1 protein-coding gene is annotated in these 2,012 nt (G+C 67.4%); it reads right to left on the bottom strand.

The features are described 5' to 3' along the window. Positions 1–2,012: dihydropteroate synthase (locus tag ACIRBY_RS38710; RefSeq protein ID WP_403910184.1), on the bottom strand; the 2,012-nt coding region annotated here is incomplete at both ends.

Raw genomic sequence — 2,012 nt, forward strand, 5'->3', positions numbered from 1 at the left:
TGCTTGAGGCCCCACTGGCCCTTGAACAGCGCGCCCTCGTCCAGCCAGGAGGCGTAGTCCTTGAGCGGGATGCCCTTGACGACCCGGGTCCCCCAGAACGGCGGGGCGGGCACCGGGTTGTCCACGGCCACGTCGGACCGGCCGCCCGGCTCCTCGGCCTCCTCGGCCTGGAGGACGGGCGTGTCCCGCCTGGCGACGCGGCGCTGCTTGAGTTCGGGCAGGGTGGCTCCGGGGACGCCGCGCTTGACGGCGATCAGCGCGTCCATCAGGCGCAGGCCCTCGAACGCGTCCCGGGCGTAGCGGACCTCGCCCTCGTAGATCTCGTGGAGGTCCTGCTCCACGTAGGCGCGGGTCAGGGCGGCACCGCCGAGGATGACCGGGTAGTCGGCGGCCAGCTTGCGCTGGTTGAGCTCTTCCAGGTTCTCCTTCATGATCACGGTGGACTTCACCAGGAGGCCGGACATGCCGATCACGTCGGCCTTGTGCTCCTGCGCGGCCTCGACGATCGCGGAGACCGGCTGCTTGATGCCGATGTTGACGACGTTGTAGCCGTTGTTGGTCAAGATGATGTCCACGAGGTTCTTGCCGATGTCATGGACGTCGCCGCGGACCGTGGCCAGCACGATCGTGCCCTTGCCCTCGGCGTCGGTCTTCTCCATGTGCGGCTCCAGGAAGGCCACCGCGGTCTTCATCACCTCCGCCGACTGCAGGACGAACGGCAGCTGCATCTGACCGGACCCGAACAGCTCGCCGACGACCTTCATCCCCTCCAGAAGGGTGTCGTTGACGATGTCCAGCGCCGGACGGCTCTGCAGGGCCTCGTCGAGATCGGCCTCCAGACCGTTCTTCTCCCCGTCGATGATCCGCCGCTGCAGACGCTCGTCCAGAGGCAGCGCCAAGAGCTCCTCGGCCTTGCCCGCCTTCATCGACTTGGTGTTGACGCCCTCGAACAGCGCCATCAGCCTCTGCAGCGGGTCGTAGCCACCCCCACGACGGTCGTAGATCAGATCCAGAGCAGTACGGACCTGCTCCTCGTCGAACCGCGCGATCGGCAGGATCTTCGACGCATGGACGATCGCCGAGTCCAGACCCGCCTTCACGCACTCGTCCAGGAACACCGAGTTCAACAGGATCCGCGCGGCCGGGTTCAGACCGAAGGAGATGTTCGACAGACCCAGCGTCGTCTGGACCTCGGGGTGACGCCGCTTGAGCTCGCGGATCGACTCGATCGTCGCGATCCCGTCCTTGCGGGACTCCTCCTGACCCGTGCAGATCGTGAACGTCAACGTGTCGATCAGGATGTCCGACTCACGGATCCCCCAATTGCTGGTGAGGTCCTCGATCAGACGCTCCGCGATGGCCACCTTGTGCTCGGCCGTGCGGGCCTGGCCCTCCTCGTCGATCGTCAACGCGATCAGCGCGGCGCCGTGCTCCTGCGCGAGGCGGGCGACCTTCGCGAAACGGGACTGCGGACCGTCACCGTCCTCGTAGTTCACCGAGTTGATGACCGCACGCCCGCCCAGCTTCTCCAGACCCGCCCGGATCACCGCAACCTCGGTCGAGTCCAAAACGATCGGCAGCGTGGAAGCGGTGGCGAAACGGCCGGCCAGCTCCTCCATGTCCGCCACACCGTCACGGCCCACGTAGTCCACACACAGGTCCAGCATGTGCGCGCCCTCACGGATCTGGTCCCGCGCCATCTCCACACAGTCGTCCCAGCGCGCCCCCAGCATCGCCTCACGGAACTTCTTCGACCCGTTCGCGTTCGTCCGCTCACCGATCGCCATGTACGAGGTGTCCTGCCGGAACGGCACCGTCTGATACAGCGACGCCGCACCCGCCTCCGGCTGCGGAACCCGCGCCGTCACCGCGGTGCCGCGCACCCGCTCCACCACCTGCCGCAGATGCTCCGGCGTCGTACCGCAGCAACCGCCCACCAGCGACAGCCCGTACTCCCGGACGAACGTCTCCTGCGCGTCCGCCAGCTCCGACGCCGACAGCGGGTAGTGCGC

The sequence above is a fragment of the Streptomyces sp. NPDC096136 genome, assembly GCF_044763325.1.
Classification (GTDB): Bacteria; Actinomycetota; Actinomycetes; order Streptomycetales; family Streptomycetaceae; genus Streptomyces.